Raw genomic sequence first — 19,278 nt, forward strand, 5'->3', positions numbered from 1 at the left:
AAAAACCGGGCTGAGAGACGATAAATCTACCACAAACGAAACTATCAAAATCAAATCCATCAAAACAACGATGAGTATAATGACAAGGATTTCCGTCCTACAATACCGGATTCCATCAATACTCATTATAGGAGTTTAGTCATGGGGTCTTCAGTCTCTGGTCCGGTTACGTTTACGAAAGATGATGTGGAAATTATTGCACGTGAAACGCTATACAGCGGTTTTTTTTCATTGCAACGCTATCGTTTTCGCCATCGTCTGTTTAATGGTGAAATGAGCGGCGAAGTGAGTCGTGAGATTTTTGAGCGTGGTCACGCGGTGGTTCTGTTGCCTTATGATCCTGTACGGGATGAGGTTGTCTTGATCGAACAGATTCGTATCGCCGCCTATGACACCAGCGCTTCCCCCTGGTTGTTTGAGTTGGTGGCAGGCATGATTGAGCCGGACGAGAGTCTGGAAGAGGTTGCCCGACGTGAAGCCCTTGAGGAAGCCGGGCTGACGGTGGGGCGCTGCCAACCGATAATCAGCTACCTTGCCAGTCCGGGTGGCGCCAGTGAGCGTCTGGCTGTTATGGTAGGCGAGGTGGATACCCGCACGGCGATCGGCATTCACGGTCTGGCGGAAGAAAATGAAGATATTCGCGTGCATGTCGTCAGCCGCGAGCAGAGCTATCAATGGGTTGAGCAAGGAATTATTGATAACGCGGCGTCTGTCATTGCCTTGCAATGGTTGGCGTTGCACCATGAGAAACTGAGAAACACGTGGGTGGATTGAATTTATGAAGCGTTATACCCCGGATTTCCCGGCAATGATGAGGTTATGCGAAACCAATTTTATGCAATTACGGCGTTTGCTGCCCCGTATTGACGAAGTCGGTGAAACCGCGGTTTATCACGTTAATCATGCGGTCTATCGTTTAACGATCCTTGAGTCTACCCGTTATACTTCGCTGGTTGAAATTAAGCAGACCGCGCCGACGGTAAGCTACTGGAGCCTGCCAATGATGACGGTCAGACTGTATCATGACGCGCTGGTTGCGGAAGTGTGTGCCAGTCAGCAGATCTTCCGTTTCAAAGCACGTTATGATTATCCGAATAACAAGTTACATCAACGTGACGAAAAGCATCAAATTAATCAGTTTCTTGCTGATTGGCTAAGGTATTGTTTGGCGTATGGTTCGATGTCGATTCCGGTTTTTGATACCCAATAGATTTCAAGACACGGGAGGCCAATGCCTCTGTGACTTGCAAGATGACGGGTATAGACAGATTTAAGTAACCAAGGACACCATTTGGAAAGCCTGTTGACACTTCCTGTGGCGAGTGGGGCCAGAATCAGGATTTTACAGATAACAGATACCCACCTGTTTGCCGGCGAGCATGAAACATTGCTTGGTATTAACACCTATCGCAGCTATCACGCGGTACTGAATGCCATAAAAGCCCAGCAGGGAAAGTTCGATTTGATCGTCGCGACGGGAGATCTGGCGCAGGATCACTCTCTTGAAGCCTATCATCACTTTACGCGTGGCATCCGGCAACTGGTCGCGCCTTGCGTGTGGTTGCCGGGCAATCATGATTTTCAACCCGCCATGGTGGATGCGTTGGCGCAAGCGGGGATTGCGCCCTCCAAACATGTGCTGGTCGGCGATAAATGGCAGATCGTGCTGCTTGATAGTCAGGTCTTTGGCGTGCCGCATGGCGAACTGAGCGATTATCAGCTTGAGTGGCTGGAGCGCTGCCTGCAAAGCCAGCCTGATCGCTACACACTGCTTTTACTGCATCATCATCCTTCGCCTTGCGGCTGCACCTGGCTTGACCAGCACAGCTTGCGTAATGCGCATCATCTGGACGCGGTGCTGGAGCGCTACCCGCGGGTGAATACCATTCTGTGCGGACATATCCACCAGGAAATGGATCTCGACTGGCATGGCCGCCGTGTGCTGGCAACGCCGTCGACTTGTGTGCAGTTCAAACCACACTGCACCAGTTTTACCATTGATGATGTCGCACCCGGCTGGCGTCATCTGGATCTGATGCCTGATGGCCGTCTGGAGACGACGGTGTATCGTCTGTCGGGGAGTGAATTTCTGCCGGATATGAATTCGGACGGTTATTAATGCCGACCTTACTCTATCTTCACGGCTTCAACAGCACCCCCGATTCGGCGAAAGCCACCGCGCTGAAGCGCTGGCTGGCAAGCCGGCACCCTGATATTGACATGCTGATCCCGCAACTTCCGCCTTACCCGGCGCAAGCAGCCGAGTTGATGGAGTCGCTGGTGATGGCGCACGCCGGACATCCGCTGGGCATTGTTGGTTCCTCGCTCGGTGGTTATTATGCCACCTGGTTATCCCAGTGCTTCACCCTGCCTGCGGTTGTGGTGAATCCGGCCATCAGACCGTTTGAGCTGTTGCTCGACCATTTGGGCGAATATCAGAACCCCTACACAGGCGAGCAATATGTGCTAGAGTCACGGCACGTTTACGATCTGAAAGTGATGCAGGTTGAACCGCTGGAATCGCCGGATTTGCTCTGGTTGTTGCTTCAGACCGGGGATGAAGTTCTGGACTATCGTCAGGCGGTCGCCTATTACACGCACTGTCGTCAAACAGTGGAATCGGGAGGCAATCATGCCTTTGTCGGATTTGAACACTTTTTTGCGCCCATAGTGAATTTTCTGGGCTTGACGGCAGACTGATCACCGCGGATTTCATTGAAAACGATCCTGTAAATAATCTTTTTAAAACAAAGAATTAATTCAAACCATGACTCAATCAAGCTATAACGCTGATGCGATTGAAGTACTCAGCGGACTGGAGCCGGTGCGCCGTCGTCCGGGCATGTATACCGATACCACACGCCCTAATCATCTGGGGCAAGAGGTGATAGATAACAGCGTCGATGAGGCATTGGCGGGACATGCGCGGCGTATTGATGTGATTCTGCATGACGATCAGTCACTGGAAGTCATTGATGATGGCCGCGGTATGCCGGTGGATATCCACCCGGAAGAAGGCGTGCCGGCCATTGAGTTGATTCTGTGCCGGTTACACGCCGGCGGCAAGTTCTCCAACAAAAACTACCAGTTCTCCGGCGGCTTGCATGGCGTGGGGATTTCCGTGGTTAACGCCCTGTCATCGCGCGTGGAGGTAACGGTTCGACGCGACGGACAAGTCTATGACATGGCGTTTGAAAACGGCGACAAAGTGCAGGATCTCACGGTAACGGGAACCTGTGGCCGCCGTAATACCGGTACGCGGGTACATTTCTGGCCGGATGCGAAATTTTTCGATAGTGCGCGCTTTTCGGTATCGCGCCTGACGCACTTGTTGAAAGCCAAAGCGGTGCTGTGCCCCGGCGTCGAGATCGTTTTCAAGGACAAGCTCAACAATACCGAACAGCGCTGGTGCTATCAGGATGGTCTGAACGATTACCTGTGTGAAGCGGTGAATGGTTTGATCACCCTGCCGGAAAAACCGTTTCTGGGCTCCATCGCCGGGGATACCGAAGCCGTGGACTGGGCGTTGCTGTGGCTACCGGAAGGCGGCGACCTGCTGACGGAAAGCTACGTTAACCTGATCCCCACGCCGATGGGCGGCACGCACGTTAACGGCCTGCGGCAAGGGTTGCTGGATGCGATGCGCGAGTTCTGTGAATTCCGCAATATTCTGCCGCGTGGGGTGAAGCTGAGCGCCGACGATATCTGGGAGCGCTGTGCTTATGTGCTATCGGTAAAAATGCAGGAGCCGCAGTTCGCCGGACAGACCAAAGAGCGTCTGTCTTCGCGCCAGTGCGCCGCGTTTGTTTCCGGCGTGGTGAAAGATGCATTCAGCTTGTGGCTGAATCAGAACGTTCAGGCTGCGGAACAACTGGCTGAACTGGCGATCTCCAGCGCTCAGCGGCGTATGCGCGCGGCCAAGAAGGTGGTGCGTAAAAAACTGACCAGCGGCCCGGCGTTGCCCGGCAAGCTGGCGGACTGCACTTCGCAGGATTTGAATCGTACCGAACTGTTTCTGGTGGAAGGGGACTCCGCGGGCGGATCGGCGAAACAGGCGCGCGAACGCGAGTTTCAGGCGATTATGCCGCTCAAGGGGAAGATCCTGAACACCTGGGAAGTGGCTTCCGATGAAGTGCTGGCCTCTCAGGAGGTGCATGATATTTCGGTGGCGATCGGTATCGATCCCGACAGTGACGATCTCAGCCAGTTGCGTTACGGCAAGATCTGTATTCTGGCGGATGCGGACTCTGATGGTTTGCACATCGCCACGCTGTTGTGCGCCCTGTTTGTCCGTCATTTCCGGGCGCTGGTGCGCGGCGGCCATGTCTACGTGGCGATGCCGCCGTTATACCGCATCGATCTGGGAAAAGAGGTTTACTACGCGCTGGATGAAGAGGAAAAAGCGGGTGTGCTGGAACAACTGAAACGTAAGAAAGGCAAACCCAACGTACAGCGCTTCAAAGGGTTGGGTGAAATGAACCCGTTGCAGCTACGCGAAACCACGCTTGATCCGAATACTCGTCGTTTGGTGCAGTTGACCATTGGTGACGATGACGTTGATCGAACCATGGCGATGATGGATATGCTGCTGGCGAAAAAACGTTCCGAAGATCGGCGTAACTGGCTGCAAGAAAAGGGCGACGAAGCGGAAATCGAGGTATAACGTCGGTTGCCGCTGAGTACGCAAAACATTTCCACGTTTTGTCCCTGTGATTCTGTCCCTATGATAAGGCGATGCATCGGCATCGCCTTATTGCATCTGAATCAGAAATCCACATTAACGCCAAGCTGGAAGGTACGGCCCGGTTGCACGGCTAATGCCTGATCATAGCGATCCTGAGCCGTGATCGTTTCAATCTGGCGGCTGCTCAGGTAATCCCAGTATTTACGATCCGTCAGGTTATACACGCCGCCGCTCAGTTTCACGTTCGGCAGCACGCGCCAGTAAGCCGTCAGGTCAATCATACCGTAGCCGGGAACACGCATGTATTCGGTGGTGGATGCGGTAATAGGAGAACCTGAATTGTTATAGTTTTGACGGTTAGTGTCTTGTGCCTGTTTCCCTTTCTGGAAGGTGGACGTCAACGCCGCACCGTAACGCTGGGACGGATCGTCATAGGCGATACCGATGACCGCTTTCATCGGGGCAACGCTATCGAGATCAATATAGCGGTCGCCCAGATAGCGGGATTTGGATTGACCTTGGGTGTAACCGAACGCCAGGGTGGTGCTTAGCCCGTCAATGGCTGGGAACCACGTACCGAAATTGATTTTGCTGCTGATTTCGCCACCATAGATATAGGCTTTATCTCGATTTTCAGCCTGGTATATCGTATTGATATTACTGGGAACATTGGTAAATCTATCGGGATTGGCGCCACGGCTGTAACGGGTATTGGCAATAAAGTTTTTATAGGTGTTGTAGAACAGCGCGGTGCGGAAGGTCACGCCTTCGGTCAGTTCCCCCTTTAATCCCCATTCTACGTTGTTGCTGGTTTCTGTCTTGAGATCGCTGTTGCCAATAAACGCATATTGGAAAGGGCCGGCAAAGTTGGCATCCAGATTGGTGCTGCCATAAAGCTGGCTGGCATCTGGAAATTGGGCGCCACGGCGATATTGCACATAGGTTGTCAATTTCGGCGTGATGTCATACAGGAAGCTCAGTGAAGGCAGGAACTGCGTATCGCTGTTGGCTTTACCGTATAATCTGTTAACGTCGGATTCATTAATAACGCTGCCATTGCCGCTCATGCTGCCAGCGTTATCCGGTTTGGTTCGCTGATGCACCACGCGCGCAGCAGGGACGACGGAAAATGCGTGACCGGCCAGATCCCAGGAAATCGTATCCTGTACAAAGCCGCCAACGGTATAACTATTGCTGTCCGCTTCCGGCTGCATAATGTTGTTGGCGCTCGTTTGATTAGGATCTTGCCTGAATGGGCGTTCAGTTTTGGTTTGACTGGCATTGATACCCCAACTGAACTCATGGCGATCCCAATTTTTCACCATGTGAGTTTCCAACCCGTAGGTTTTAACATTGTAATCGGAATAGATGCGGTGGCTGTCAGCGGCGGCGATCCCTGTTGTGGTGGGCAGCCAGGTATTATCGTGCGATTCACTGTTCTGGAAGTAAATGCGGCTATCGATCAGATCGACCAGCGTATTGTTGAGCGGCGTCCAGCGATCTTTCAGGCTGACGCTCCAGCGGCGGGTCTGGCTGCTTTGCTGCGCCGTACCGTAAATGGTATTGCTGCTCGGCAGGCTGCCCCAGTAATCGTAGCGAGTGTGATTGGTTTTATGGTAGTAGTCCACCGTGCCGGTGAACTGATGTTCATCATTTGGCTGCCAGATACCGGAGGCCAAAAACGCATTGGAGTGCCAGTTGGCCGGATAAGCCGCGATATCGTCGCTGTTATTGCGGGTTTGCTGACCATCACGGCGGCTTAGCACCACAATGCCGCGTAGTTCGTCATCTCCGCCCGCCGCCGTAATACCGTTATGCCAGCCACGGTTGGCTGAGTCGTAGTCGCTTTGAAAACCAAAATATTCCCGCTTGTTGGCGTTTAGGTAATCATCGGCTGATTTCGCACGGAATGACACGCTGCCGCCCAGCGCATTGATTGCATTCTCTGCCGGGGTTACGCCAGATTCGATGTTGACGCGTCCGTAAAGATAAGGGTCAATGTAGTCGCGTCCCATGCCGAAGGTATTAAATCCGGCGCGGCTGGCATAGCTGCGTCCGGTCGCGTTGGGCAACGCAATGCCATTGGCATCGATAGCCACGCGGTTGCTTTCAATTCCGCGAATGTTGTAGCCCGTATAACCGCCACGATCAAAGCCGCTTTTCCCGTTAGAGGCGCCGCCGCTGGAGCCAGTCGCACTAATCAGCGGTTGATAACGCATAATGGTGCCGAAGTCATTCCCACCGTGTTTTTGCATATCCTCAGCGGTTATCGAAACCGAAGACCCCGCTTTTTTCTCGATTTCCGGCGCGTGAACAATCATCACGTCCCCGGTCGGTTCGGCGGCGGTAGGCGGCGTTTCCGCCGCTGCGCTGTTTGATGCGATGCCTGTTAATATCCCACTGAGGAAGATCTTATTTAAATTCTTATTAATTAACATGATGATACTCTTTGCTATGGTTCTGTCCGACCAACGGCGTCGCGATAACGTGCTGGCAATGAATGGCGATGGCAGAAAACAAACCGGCTATAACATGATGAAAAAGAGGTAATGATAATTATTATCATATGCTATTCATTATCATTAGCCGTTGCAATAATGATGAATAATTCTTAATAAAACGTTTTGGATTAGTTATACGCAGGTGATATGCGGGGTAATAAAGAAGGGAGTTATGTAATAACGTTTATATAAAAAACAGGCCCCTTTCCCGGAGCCTGTAGTATGACGATGGTCTCAATGTCAGTTACGCGATGTGGCCCCGGTTACAGGTTTTAACCCCCCACAAACCGGCGAATACGCTGACGACAGCGCCAATCAGCAAGGCAAAGAATGACCAGAACGCGGCCTGTGCAGCGGCGGAAGCGGCAACCGCCGCCTGTTCGCGCGTTTTCTGCTTCATGTCGGCATACTGCTGTTTGGCCTGTTCAATGCGGGCTTCCGCCTCACTCAGACGCTGGTTGACCAACTGGGCCGTTTTATTCTTGGCCTCAATCAGGTTATCGACAGTTTGGTTCACTTCTTCCTGCGTCATGGCGGTATTATCTGCCAGCGCTTTGGTCAGGCTGTCACGATCCACGTCTTGCGCTAATGCTTCCCCGCGGGCTTTCAGCTTTTCGATCAAACTCTGGATGATCGCGTCACTGTTATCCGGGTTGACGGCAATGGCTTTTATCGCTTCGCCAATCTCGGTTTTTGCTCCTTCCAACTGTTTTTGCATATAGTCTGGATGCAATGACTCAATATCGCTGTTGCGTAAAGCTTCCGCTACTTCATCGGTCATCTGTTCCGGTTGCAGACTGGTATCCAGATCAAGATTTTCAAACGCCTTGCCGCCCAGATTGGCGATGCCTTGCATACCGCCGCCCACGGCAGAGCCTGCGCCGGAAATCACGTTTCCCGTTAGCGATGCCACTGAGCCGAGCGCGTTGCCGGTGGCTTTTATCGCGCCGCCAAGCAACATGCCGCCTAACACGGCGGCGACAATCAGCGCCGTCGCCCAGACCAGAAAGCCATGAATCAAACCGTCTACCGCCGCTAATCGTCCGGCAATAAATGCTCCCGCCGCCAGACTGACAATGATGGATAACGCTGACCAAACCAGAACGGTGGTTCCCACGCCATCCACCGGTTCATCCGACAAAGGATCGACAATCGAAAACCCCAAACCGGTGCCAAGCGTGGAGAATAATAATGATACGGCTAATACGGTTACAACACCGCCGATGATACTGCCCCATGAGATCTTTTTCGCCACATGTAATTCATTCGAAACGTTCATACCCACCCCTATTAATCTGTTATTTTCAGACTATTAACACCTTGTTGAACAAGGTGTTAATATTAATCAGGCTAAAGTATAGTCATAATTAAAAAACAGAGGGGAACGGTGAGGAAATAAAAAGAAAACAGCTATAAAATCAATAAAATACAATTAATTAATAATTTTTTAGCTGGTATTCAGGGGGGATCTTTCGGGGCGATACCATATGGCTACTAGTGAAATTGTTAGCATGGCTAATATAAAATCCCCATTATTTATAATGCCAATTTACTATTTCAGCCGCAGGCAACGACAGGCATGTCTACGAAAAAAACGCATGAGTGTTTTTGAACAGCGCTTGCGGTACTATTCCCACCAAACATACCGCCGTATGGCGTGTCGGGAAGCGTAATAATCGCGCCGCGATGTGAGGAAAGTGAGATAAATGAGTGAGATGACTCATGACGGCGCAGAAAGTCTTGCGCTGCATACCTTTACTGAAAATGCATATCTGAACTATTCCATGTACGTCATCATGGACAGGGCGTTGCCATTCATCGGTGACGGTCTGAAGCCGGTACAGCGCCGTATCGTATACGCCATGTCGGAACTGGGCCTGAATGCCAGCGCCAAATTCAAAAAATCCGCCCGTACCGTCGGTGACGTATTGGGTAAATATCATCCGCACGGCGACAGCGCCTGTTATGAAGCGATGGTATTAATGGCGCAACCGTTCTCCTACCGCTATCCGCTAGTGGATGGACAAGGGAACTGGGGGGCGCCGGATGATCCGAAGTCATTCGCCGCCATGCGTTATACCGAATCGCGGCTGTCCAAATATGCGGAAGTGTTGCTCGGCGAACTGGGCCAGGGGACGGTCGACTATGTGCCGAACTTTGACGGCACGATGCAGGAACCGAAGATGTTGCCTGCCCGGTTGCCGAACATCTTGCTCAACGGGACGACGGGGATCGCGGTCGGGATGGCGACGGATATTCCGCCGCACAATATCCGTGAGGTGGCCGCCGCCGCCGTGACGCTGATTGATAAACCGAACGCGTCGCTGGATGAGTTGTTACAGCACGTTCAGGGGCCGGATTTCCCCACTGAAGCGGAAATTATCACTCCGCGCGATGAAGTGCGCAAAATATACCAGAATGGACGCGGTTCGGTACGCATGCGCGCTATCTGGAAGAAAGAAGAGGGCGACGTGGTCATCACGGCGCTGCCTCATCAGGTTTCGGGCGCTAAAGTGCTGGAGCAGATAGCCAGCCAGATGCGCGCCAAGAAACTGCCGATGATTGAAGATTTGCGTGATGAATCCGATCATGAAAACCCCACGCGTCTGGTGCTGGTGCCGCGCTCCAACCGCATTGATCTCGATCAGGTGATGAACCACCTGTTCGCCACCACCGATTTGGAAAAAAGCTACCGCATCAACATGAACATGATCGGTCTGGATGGTCGTCCCCGCGTGAAAGGGCTGGTCGAGATCCTGAGCGAATGGCTGGTATTCCGTCGAGACACGGTGCGTCGTCGTCTGAATTATCGGCTGGAGAAAGTGCTCAAGCGCCTGCATATCCTTGAAGGTTTGCTGGTGGCGTTCCTGAATATCGATGAAGTCATTCATATCATTCGCACGGAAGATGAACCAAAACCGGTACTGATGCGCCAGTTCAGCCTGAGTGAAACCCAGGCCGAAGCGATTCTGGAACTGAAATTACGTCATTTGGCCAAGCTGGAAGAGATGAAAATCCGCGGTGAGCAGGACGATCTGGCGAAAGAGCGCGATCAGCTTCAGGCGCTGCTGGCGTCAGAGCGTAAGCTCAGCAACCTGCTGAAGAAAGAAATTCAGGCGGATGCGCAGGCCTATGGCGACGAGCGTCGTTCACCGCTGCATGAGCGCAGCGAAGCGAAAGCTATGAGCGAGCACGATTTTGTGCCTTCTGAGCCGGTGACGATTGTATTATCGGAAATGGGCTGGGTGCGCAGCGCCAAAGGACACGATATCGATCCCGCCGGACTGAGTTATAAGGCGGGCGATAGCTTCCGCGCCGCGGCGAAAGGGAAAACCAACCAGCCAGTGGTGTTTATCGACTCGACCGGACGCAGCTATGCGCTTGATCCGCTCACGCTGCCTTCCGCACGCGGTCAGGGCGAACCGCTGACCGGCAAACTGACCCCGCCGCCGGGAGCGACGATTGAGCAGGTGCTGATGGCGGCGGACGATCAGCCGTTGTTGATGGCCTCGGATGCCGGATACGGCTTTGTCTGTACCTTCAATGATCTGGTGGCGCGCAACCGTGCGGGTAAAGCGATTATCACGCTGCCGGATAACGCGAAAGCGCTGACGCCGATTGAAATCAAAGGCGACGACAACTTGCTGATGGCGATAACCGCTGCCGGCAGAATGTTGTTGTTCCCGGTTTCCGACTTGCCGCAATTATCGAAAGGCAAAGGCAACAAGATCGTGTCGATTTCGTCCGCGGATTTCGCCAGCGGCAAAGATCGCCTGACCTGGCTGCTGCTGCTGCCGCCGCAGGCCTCGGTTACGCTGTATTTCGGCAAACGCAAATTGGTGCTGCGCCCTAACGACCTACAGAAATATCAGGGAGAACGCGGACGAAAAGGAACGCTGCTGCGTGGTCTGCAACGCATCGATCGTATTGATGTGGATGCGCCCAAACCGGTTGGCTACGGCGCCAGTGAAGAATGAATAATCAGCGCCGGGACGATATCATACCGTCCCGGCGCGCCTGATCCCTTCGATATTATCTGATAACCATAACGCCATTTGCGACAAAGGAATCACCGTGTTTTTTATGGCGAAATCGCTATACTGGCGGCGCGGTTGGCTAATGAGGTTGCTATGCTATTCATTGTTCGTTTTATTGTGGTGGTCGTATTATCGGTCCTGATCTGTATTTTTGGCTCTATTTACTGTCTGTTCAGTCCCAAAAACCCCGGACATGTGTCGACATTTGGTCGTCTTTTCGGGCGGCTGTCAGTGGTGTTTGGCCTGAAGGTTGAATTACGCATACCGGAAGAAGCGGCGCATTACGGTAATTGCATCTATATCGCCAACCACCAGAATAATTACGATATGGTTACCGCATCGAATGCCGTACAACCGCGCACCGTGACCGTCGGGAAAAAAAGTCTGCTGTGGATCCCCTTCTTCGGTCCGCTTTACTGGCTGACGGGCAATCTGCTGATTGACCGCGAAAACCGCGCTAAGGCGCACGGCACGATCGCGCAGGTGGTGAAGCATATTAAAGAACACAATATTTCCATCTGGATGTTCCCTGAAGGTACGCGTAGCCGCGGCCGTGGTCTGCTGCCGTTTAAAACTGGCGCATTTCATGCGGCGATTGGCGCGGGCGTGCCGATAGTGCCGATTTGCATTTCGAACACCAGCAACAAGGTGAAGCTGAATCGTTGGAACAATGGCCTCGTTATCGTGGAAATGCTGCCGCCTGTCGATACCCATGCTTACACCAAAGAGCAGGTACGTGAATTGGCCGCACATTGTCACGATCTGATGGCCGCTAAACTGGCGCAACTGGATGCCGAGGTCGCGGCACGCGAAGCGGCGGAAAAAAAATAAGCTTTACTCAGACCAAACCCAAATAGTTATTTCTTCCGCGTAACTCGTCGGAAGCTACACTTTGCAAACGGTTTAACAGATTTACGGAGACATTATGTCACTCAGCCGACGTCAGTTTATTCAGGCATCGGGTCTTGCGTTGTGTGCGGGGATGACGCCATTGACGGCGAAAGCGGATGGACTTCCCGGCGCATTACCGATACCGCCGTTACTGGAGTCGCGCCGGGGGCAACCGCTGTTTCTGACGATGCAACGCACCCATTGGGCTTTTATTGATACTCACAAAACCCCGGTCTGGGGGATCAATGGCCGATATTTAGGCCCCACGGTACGGGTGTATGACGGCGATGACGTCAAGCTGATTTACAGCAATCGGCTTAATGAACCAGTGGCGATGACGATTGGCGGGTTGCAGGTTCCCGGTTCGCTGATGGGCGGCGCGGCTCGTATCATCTCGCCGGGGATGGACTGGTCGCCGGTGCTGCCGATCCGCCAGCCTGCCGCGACCTGTTGGTATCATGCCAATACGCCGAACCGCATGGCTGCCCATATCTATAACGGATTGGCGGGGCTGTGGCTGGTTGAAGACAGTACCAGCAAATCGCTTCCGCTTCCCAATCATTATGGCGTTGATGATTTCCCGCTAATCATTCAGGACAAACGGCTGGATAATTTTGGCGCGCCGATTTACAGCCCGTCCAACGGCGGTTTCCTGGGTGATACGCTACTGGTGAATGGCGTTCAGAATCCGTTTGTGGAAGTGTCGCGCGGTTGGGTGCGTTTGAGATTGCTGAATGCATCAAATGCCCGTCGCTATGTGATGTATCTGAGTGATCGACGCCCGATGCATGTGATTGCCAGCGATCAGGGGCTTCTGCCAGCGCCGATGGCAGTGAATCAGATCTCGCTGGCGCCTGGCGAACGGCGGGAGATCGTGGTCGATATGGCTGAAGGCGGCGAGGTGACGCTGACGGCGGGCGAATCAGCCGGGATCATGGATCGCTTGCGCGGTCTGTTTGAGCCATCCAGCATTCTGATTTCAACTCAGATATTAACGCTTAAACCAACAGGATTACTGCCGCTGGTGACGGACAATCTGCCGATGCGGTTGCTGGCGGATAACATCATTGAAGGCAGCATCAGCCGCACACGCGAGTTTCGTCTGGGCGACAGTCTACCGGGGATCAACGGCGCCATGTGGGATATGACCCGCATGGATGTGCAAACACAGGTTGGCCGCTGTGAACGCTGGTTGATCCATGCCGATACGCCACAGCCGTTCCATATACAGGGTGTGAAGTTTCTGGTGCGCAGCGTGAACGGCGGCGCAGTGCCGGTTGAGGACGGCGGCTGGAAAGATACCGTCTGGGTTGATAACGACGTCGAATTGCTGGTTTATTTCACCCAGCCTTCATCGCAGGCTTTCCCGTTCCTGTATTACAGCCAGACGCTGGAAATGGCTGACCGGGGATCTGCGGGGCAACTTATCGTGCAGCCGCCCGTTTGATCAGAGGCTTATCCAGCGGCGCCGGGTAAAAAAGCGGCCTGCTTGCGCCGTAATGATAGAACGAAACCGGGTTGGCTTACGGCAACCGTGAAGCCGGAAAGTAATGGCGTAGTGTGTCCCAGTCAGGCGCGCCCGCCGCTCCCTGGCTGGCAACCACGCAGGCCGCGACCCGGTTAGCCAGATCGACGGCATCAACCAGCGGCCAGCCTGCCGACAGCCCGGCCAGCAGACCGCCGCTGTGCGCATCGCCCGCGCCGACGGTATCCACGACATCGACCGTATAGGCGGCGATGGCCGTCGGTTCACCCGCTGGCGGACAAATCCACGCTCCTTCCTTATCCAGTCTACAGATCAGCGTTAACCCGCTGCGCTGCGCATAACGCATTGCCTGTGCAACCGGATCGCCAGCGCCGCATAACTGTCTGGTTTCGTCGCGGTTTAAGGTCAGTATGGCGTCGGTATTAGACAGTGCGGTAATGAAATCCGCTGGGATGGACGGCAGGCGCGGCCCGAAATCCACCAGCTTTTTCTGTGGCTGTTCCAGTATCCACTCGCGTAATGCCTTCCCCCCTTCGCCGAACAATTCGTAGCCGTTCACATAGATCCAGGCATTGTCCGGCGGCGTAAGCTGTTGCAACAGTTCACGGCTGCAATGCGCTTCGCAGCCAGTGATGCCGATAAAGGTTCGCTCGCCGTCAGGTTCGGTCAAGGCGAGGCACCAGCCATTGTCCATTTCCGTATTGCGTAACAGCACCGGCAGATTTATCTCCGTCATGGCGGCTTCGACGGCTTTGCCCCAGGGACCATTACCGACCGGCATGCCGTTAATGATCGGCACGTTGAGTCGAAATAGCACCCTGGCGACATTGAAGGCGCAGCCGCCGATCTGTTGGCCCAGATCTTGGCCCTCAATATCCTCTCCGCTGACGGGCAGGCGCGGCAGCGCCAGCAGCATATCGCCGCAAGCGCCGCCAATCACCACTATCGGGCGTACAGGTATGAAAGCGGTCATAACTGTTTCGCTTGCGGGTTGATCAACAGATAAAGCCAGTAGGTGATCAGGCTAATGCCAAAAGAGACAAACAGACCGAGGCTGGAGTTGGCAAAAATACCGATAGCCAGCGGCCCGTCAATAAAGCCGGTTTTGGTGACCATCAGACCGGAAATGGCGCCCAGCAACCAGCAAACCAGCGGCACCCAACGCACGCCAAGATTTTTCCCGTTCAGGCCGAACACGGCGTCATGATTGTAGCCGTGATGCTGACGGAGCCACAGGTAGTCGAGGATAAATATTGCAGACCACGGGCCGAGAAACAGGCCGCAGAAAATCAGGAAAGAGATAAACGGCGTCAGAAAATCACCGGAAATAAACAGCACATAGATGGCGACGCCGACGACCAGCACCGCGTCAAAGGCGACCGCGATCGACTGGGGAACTTTGACGCCAATGGTCAGAAGATTGAGGCTGGCGGAGTAGAGACTGAGCACGGCAATCGTCACAATGCCCGCGGTGGCGGTCAACAGATAAGGCACGGACATCCAGGGGGGAAGAACGGTGCCGATCAGAGCAATCGGATTGGCGGAACTGGCGAGATCGGGCAATTGCGATGACAGCAGGATGCCAGCCAGCATCAATAGCACCAACGGCAGCGCCGCGCCGCCGACCACCGCGGCAAAGACGCGGCGGCGGCTGGATGTGGGGCTCTGGTAGCGGCTGTAGTCCGCGCCCGCGATGGTCCAGCCTACGCCGGTGCCGGCCGCGATAACGGAAACCGCGGGCAGGAAGCCGGTCAGCCAGTCGCCTGACGGCAGCGCCAGAACGGTATGCCACGGCGTGTTGAACAGAATATAGATGACCACCACGAGGGTCATCGTCCCGAAAATACGCGTGATCCAACTCTGCAAAAAGATCAGCGTGTTCTGCCCCAGAATACTGACGGCGATGGTCAGCCCGCCGAACAGCACCAGACAGACCGCTGTCAGTATGGTGCTGGCGTTGAACCCTAATGCTTCAAACAATGCGGCGAGCGTCAGTGTACCGGTGATGAGATTCACCGCTTCCCACCCCATCAGGGTGAACCAGCTTAGCGCGGTAGGGGCAATGTTGCCTTTAAAGCCGAAAATGGTACGGGATAGCGTCAAGGTGGCCGTTCGTCCGGTTTGTCCGGCAAAGGAGGTACAACCGACCAACGCAAAGCTGGTGACGCCGATAATGGCGGCAAGGAGGGACTGAATGAAAGAAAGACCGAATGACACGACAATGGCGCCGTAAACAATACCGAGGATACCGATATTCGCGGCGCACCAGATCCAGAATAATTCCAGTGGCTTACCGGTGCGCTCTGATTCTGGCACCAAATCAATACCGGTATTTTCTACTTTCCATGTTTTGCCTGGTGAGAGTGCATCGTTTGAGACGGTATTGTTTTCTGATGAATATTTATCTTGTTGCTGTGTTTCACCCATGCTGGCTTGCTCCTTTTTTGCCCAGGTTCACAATGAATGGCAGCAAGAAGGTGAAATCCATCACGTCAACTGACAACGGCTGTTATCACCTGTTCCTGCCGTATCCACATCAACACTCAGCCTATCATAAAGTTATATCAATACTAGCCGATGCAATATTAACGGCTGGTAATAACTTAGCTTGAAAGGCGATGAGTATGGTGTAAATCAGAAATGAAATGATAAGCGCAGATGAAAAAATGATGCGGCTGTGACCCAGACCCAAACAAAGCGGGCGACATATTTTGGGATACAGCCGCATTATCGACTTCAGTTAATCCACTCTCATCGCGCCACAGGCTGACAACAAAGACAGCCAAAATGATGTCGTGAGGTGTTTTTTTGTTTGGTCACTTGCATGACCCCTGGTGTTGGCACTTCTGAGTAAAGTGTACGAAAATTACACGAAGCGTGCAAGTCCAATTTAATACCTTTATGATGCCAATCTAAGTCCTAAAGAAATTATCTGACAAACTAATTTTGGCTCAACGTTTGTGTTTAACAATTGCGTATGCTGAGAGCAGCGTAAGACAATAAAAGGCATGCGATATGCGGGAACTACTTCTTTGGATACGGGATAAGCTGAGTGAACCTTCTTCAGCGCCTCGTTATATGCAGCTTGCCTCGCTACTTGAAACGGAAATCGGTCGGCGTAAGGAACTGTCAGGTCAGTTTTTGCCTGCTGAAAGGTTGATTGCTCAACAAACCGGGTTATCACGTGTTACGGTTTCCCGCGCTATGGCGTTATTGGAAGAAAAAAGACTGATTGTTCGGCAGCAAGGCGTGGGAACCCGAATCAGTCAACATCTGGACTATTCTCTGGATTCGGATGAAGCGGGCTTCACATCATTGGTTCTGCGTCTGGGCGGGGTAGCCGGTAATCTGTGGCTTGAGCGGGTCAATAAAATAGCGCCCGCGTCGATAGCAGCGAAAATGTCGCTGCCGCCAGATACACTGGTCACCAAGTTACGGCGCGTTCGTTTAATCAACGGCGAACCGGTATCGTTGGAGATCACATGGATCCCGCTGGCGTTATTACCGGAGCCGGAACAACTGGAGCACTCGCTTTATCAGTATTGGGCCGCCCGCAATATCTACCCGGATAAAAAACGCTATCGTTTGAAGGCATTGGCTTGCCCGGCTGACATTGCCGAGCATTTGCACATTCCCGCGGAGTCGCCGGTGTTGCTGTCCCGACAACACACTTACAATATGCATGGCGATTTACTGGAGTACTGTGAGGTTTACTGTCGCAGTGATGTGTATGAGTTTCAGGTGACGGACTAAAACCAGATCGAGAGGACTTACCGGCAAGCGCCGCAGCTTGCCGGCGGAAAAGAAAATGCGCTGATTCAGGGCGCGTCAGGATCGGGGCCGAGACGCTTGCCGCTGTCCAGTTTTGCGATTTCGGCGAGTTCATCTTTATCCAGCTTGAAATCGAACACGTCAAAATTTTCTCGAATGCGTGAAGGCGTAACCGATTTGGGAATCACCACCAGCCCGTTATCCAGATGCCAGCGGATGACGATCTGCGCTGGCGTTTTATCGTATTTCGTCGCCAGTTTGCGGATGATGGGTTGATCGAAGATACCTTCACCGCCTTGGGCCAGCGGACTCCAGGATTCGGTTTGAATATGGTGGTTTACGTTCCAGATATGCAGTGGACGCTGTTGTAACAGCGGGTGCAGTTCGATCTGGTTAATAACGGGCTGGATGCCGGTTTCCTCTTTCAGCCGTTGCAAATGGTGGCTATGGAAGTTGCTGACGCCAATACTTTTGGTCAGCCCCTGCTCCTGAAGTTGAATCAGCCCGCGCCAGGCATTGACATAGGTGTCCTGATGCGGCAACGGCCAGTGAATCAGGTACAAATCCACGTAATCCAGTTGCAGTTTTCTCAGGCTCTCTTCCAGTGCGCGCTGTGGATCGGTGTGATCGCTGTTCCAGAGTTTGGTGGTGATGAATAGCGCTTCGCGCGCGACTTGCGCCTCGTGTAATGCCTGACCGACACCTTCTTCGTTTTTATAAATTGCCGCAGTGTCAATGGCGCGATAGCCGATGTTCAGAGCTTCGGTCACGGCGGTGACCGTTTCTGTATTACTTGCCCGCCAGACGCCGAGACCCAGCTGCGGCATAATATTGCCGTCAGCCAGCTTAATCTTGGGTTGCGTCATGTCATTCTCCTTTTTCGACCGTTAATCAATATAATAGTTGGTGTTTAGCGGAGGGTGGCACAGCCCGCTGATGAGACGACTCGATAGCGATCTCCCGGTAAGAACGGGCATGTCGTTTCATTCTAGTCGAAAAATACGTCTAAGGTTTTCGGTAACGCGGGCAGGGTTGTGAATCAATGCCGACAGCGTGTCAGACGTTTGCGCCACACAACCGCCACCATGCCGATTAATCCGCACAGCAACAGAATGATGGGGAGAATGATAAGCCCGGTCATTACCTGATCTTCATAGCGTTTGACCAGTGGAATATGGCTCATGGCGTAACCCAATGACACGATGCCGCCGACCCAGAGGAAACCGCTAAGCCAGTTAAATATCTGAAAACGGGCGTTATTCAGCCCGGAAATCCCCGCTATCGTTGGTAACAGCGTGCGGACAAATGCCAGAAAACGACCGATCAGTAAGGCGACCAGGCCGTGACGATAAAAAAGCCGGTAGGCCCGCTGGTGATAGTGCGCGGGTAACTGCAACAACCAGCTTTTTACCAGCCGGGTATCGCCCAGCCAACGTCCTTGCAGATAACTGAACCAGCAACCGAGGCTGGCAGCCACGGTCAGCAAAATCATGGTGGGGAGAAAACTCATCACGCCTTTGGCAATCATGGCGCCTGTCAGCAACAGCAGGCTGTCGCCGGGCAGAAAAGAGGCAGGCAGCAAGCCATTTTCCAGAAACAGGGTGGTAAACAAAATACCGTAAATCACCCATATGACTTTGGGGTCGCCCAGCGCGCTGAAATCCTGCTGCCATAGCGCCTGAATAATGTCGTGAACCACACTCATATTACGTCCTGCCAGATGACTGAAGCCCTAAAAAACAGAAAGAAACAGGGCAAAGCGCCCGCAGCCTGTCGCAAAGATAAACACCGGGCTAAACGCTACGTTCCGGTTAAGATAAAATAATTTTTAGTAAGCGTTTATCGCTCACCATCATACACCTTTTACCTGCGCCGATGCAGAGAAATCAAGGAACGGCGGGCCTATGG

At 53.2% G+C, this 19,278-nt stretch carries 15 protein-coding genes; 9 read left to right on the forward strand and 6 right to left on the reverse strand.

Annotated features, from left to right (window positions below; all coding sequences use genetic code 11):
• Positions 1-141: 141 nt before the first annotated feature.
• The 5 genes from nudF (at position 142) to parE (ending at position 4,663) form a co-directional block, all read left to right on the forward strand.
• A complete protein-coding gene (gene nudF, locus NC856_RS12585) occupies positions 142-774 on the forward strand; it encodes an ADP-ribose diphosphatase (protein ID WP_264090774.1) in 633 nt (210 codons plus the stop codon).
• Between the two features lie 4 nt (positions 775-778).
• Positions 779-1,210, forward strand: a complete 432-nt coding sequence (locus NC856_RS12590; RefSeq protein ID WP_113865338.1) for a DUF1249 family protein — start codon at positions 779-781, stop codon at positions 1,208-1,210.
• A gap of 81 nt (positions 1,211-1,291) precedes the next feature.
• The gene (gene cpdA / locus NC856_RS12595) at positions 1,292-2,119 is read left to right on the forward strand and encodes a 3',5'-cyclic-AMP phosphodiesterase (RefSeq protein WP_264090776.1); all 828 of its coding nucleotides are present in this window, start codon (positions 1,292-1,294) and stop codon (positions 2,117-2,119) included.
• A complete protein-coding gene (gene yqiA, locus NC856_RS12600; protein ID WP_264090777.1) occupies positions 2,119-2,700 on the forward strand; it encodes an esterase YqiA in 582 nt (193 codons plus the stop codon). Before cpdA ends, yqiA begins: the two co-directional genes overlap by 1 nt.
• 67 nt (positions 2,701-2,767) lie before the next feature.
• Positions 2,768-4,663, forward strand: coding sequence for a DNA topoisomerase IV subunit B (gene parE / locus NC856_RS12605; protein ID WP_264090778.1), 1,896 nt, complete (start codon positions 2,768-2,770; stop codon positions 4,661-4,663).
• 101 nt (positions 4,664-4,764) lie between these two features.
• Here the strand turns inward: parE and NC856_RS12610 are convergent, their stop codons facing one another.
• Positions 4,765-7,122, reverse strand: a complete 2,358-nt coding sequence (locus NC856_RS12610) for a TonB-dependent receptor domain-containing protein (protein ID WP_264090779.1) — start codon at positions 7,120-7,122, stop codon at positions 4,765-4,767.
• 307 nt (positions 7,123-7,429) lie between these two features.
• The gene (locus tag NC856_RS12615; protein WP_264090780.1) at positions 7,430-8,464 is read right to left on the reverse strand and encodes a CAP-Gly protein; all 1,035 of its coding nucleotides are present in this window, start codon (positions 8,462-8,464) and stop codon (positions 7,430-7,432) included.
• Between the two features lie 427 nt (positions 8,465-8,891).
• Here NC856_RS12615 and parC point away from each other — a divergent pair, with 427 nt between their 5' ends.
• The 3 genes from parC to ftsP all read left to right on the forward strand — a co-directional run bounded on the left by parC (position 8,892) and on the right by ftsP (position 13,560).
• Positions 8,892-11,162, forward strand: coding sequence for a DNA topoisomerase IV subunit A (parC, locus tag NC856_RS12620; RefSeq protein ID WP_264090781.1), 2,271 nt, complete (start codon positions 8,892-8,894; stop codon positions 11,160-11,162).
• A gap of 153 nt (positions 11,163-11,315) precedes the next feature.
• Positions 11,316-12,053 (forward strand): 1-acylglycerol-3-phosphate O-acyltransferase, encoded by a 738-nt coding sequence (locus NC856_RS12625; protein ID WP_264090782.1) that lies wholly within the window; start codon positions 11,316-11,318, stop codon positions 12,051-12,053.
• A gap of 94 nt (positions 12,054-12,147) precedes the next feature.
• Entirely contained in the window at positions 12,148-13,560 is a 1,413-nt protein-coding gene (gene ftsP / locus NC856_RS12630; RefSeq protein WP_264090783.1) for a cell division protein FtsP, read from the forward strand.
• 76 nt (positions 13,561-13,636) lie between these two features.
• On the opposite strand, the gene NC856_RS12635 is transcribed toward ftsP, so the two are convergent.
• Positions 13,637-14,572, reverse strand: a complete 936-nt coding sequence (locus tag NC856_RS12635; RefSeq protein ID WP_264090784.1) for a PfkB family carbohydrate kinase — start codon at positions 14,570-14,572, stop codon at positions 13,637-13,639.
• Complete coding sequence (locus NC856_RS12640) at positions 14,569-16,026, reverse strand: purine-cytosine permease family protein (protein WP_264090785.1); 1,458 nt, start codon at positions 16,024-16,026, stop codon at positions 14,569-14,571. The genes NC856_RS12635 and NC856_RS12640 overlap by 4 nt, the downstream gene beginning before the upstream one ends.
• A 588-nt stretch (positions 16,027-16,614) precedes the next feature.
• On the opposite strand from NC856_RS12640, the gene NC856_RS12645 reads away from it, so the two are divergent.
• Positions 16,615-17,352: a GntR family transcriptional regulator gene (locus tag NC856_RS12645; protein ID WP_264090786.1), complete on the forward strand. Its 738-nt coding sequence runs from the start codon at positions 16,615-16,617 to the stop codon at positions 17,350-17,352.
• A 65-nt stretch (positions 17,353-17,417) separates the two neighbouring features.
• Here NC856_RS12645 and dkgA read toward each other — a convergent pair whose 3' ends face one another.
• Positions 17,418-18,236 carry a 2,5-didehydrogluconate reductase DkgA gene (dkgA, locus tag NC856_RS12650; RefSeq protein ID WP_264090787.1) on the reverse strand — a complete coding sequence of 273 codons (819 nt, stop codon included), beginning with the start codon at positions 18,234-18,236 and terminating at the stop codon, positions 17,418-17,420.
• 173 nt (positions 18,237-18,409) lie between these two features.
• Complete coding sequence (locus tag NC856_RS12655; RefSeq protein WP_264090788.1) at positions 18,410-19,075, reverse strand: DedA family protein; 666 nt, start codon at positions 19,073-19,075, stop codon at positions 18,410-18,412.
• Positions 19,076-19,278: the final 203 nt, after the last annotated feature.

Source organism: Brenneria izbisi (genome assembly GCF_025840185.1).
In the GTDB taxonomy this organism is placed as follows: Bacteria; Pseudomonadota; Gammaproteobacteria; order Enterobacterales; family Enterobacteriaceae; genus Brenneria; species Brenneria izbisi.